The following is a 691-nucleotide window of genomic DNA, read 5'->3' as shown; positions in this document are numbered from 1 at the left end:
TCCATGCACAGGGCGTCGCCTTCGACACCACGCCGCTCAAGGGCGAGCCGCCGACGGCGCGGTCGATGATCTTCGTCACCCCTGACGGCGAGCGTTCGATGAACACCTATCTCGGCGCCTGCGTCGAGCTTGGGCCGGAGGATGTCGAGGCCGATAAGGCTTCTGGCGCCAAGGTCACCTATTTCGAAGGCTATCTGTGGGACCCGCCGCGCGCCAAGGAAGCGATCCGCCAGACGGCGAAGCTGGCGCACGCAGCAGGCCGCGAAGTGTCGATGACGCTGTCGGATTCGTTCTGCGTCGACCGCTACCGCGACGAATTCCTCGAGCTGATGCGTTCGGGCACGGTCGACATCGTCTTTGCCAACAGCCACGAGATCAAATCGCTCTACCAGACATCCTCGTTCGACGAGGCGCTGGCGCAGATCCGCAAGGATTGCCGGATCGCCGCCGTGACCCGCTCGGAAAAAGGCTCCGTGATCGTGCGCGGCGACGAGACGGTGGTGATCAAGGCGACCGCCATCAAGGAACTGGTCGACACGACGGGCGCCGGCGATCTCTATGCCGCCGGCTTCCTGCATGGCTACACGCAAGGCCGCGACCTGCAAACCTGCGGCGACCTTGGCTCACTGGCGGCCGGATTGGTGATCCAGCAGATCGGCCCCAGGCCCCGGCAGAATCTGCGCCGCGAGGC

Annotated in this window: 1 protein-coding gene; it reads left to right on the top strand. The window is 65.3% G+C overall.

Annotated features, from left to right (window positions below):
* On the top strand, nt 1-691 hold a 691-nt coding region (locus tag EN969_RS33935), incomplete at both ends, for an adenosine kinase (RefSeq protein WP_164758793.1).

The organism is Mesorhizobium sp. M7A.F.Ca.CA.003.01.2.1 (assembly GCF_003998945.1).
Taxonomy (GTDB): domain Bacteria; phylum Pseudomonadota; class Alphaproteobacteria; order Rhizobiales; family Rhizobiaceae; genus Mesorhizobium; species Mesorhizobium ciceri.
Note: the sequence above shows the minus strand (reverse complement) of the source record. Positions and strands in the feature narration are given on the sequence as shown.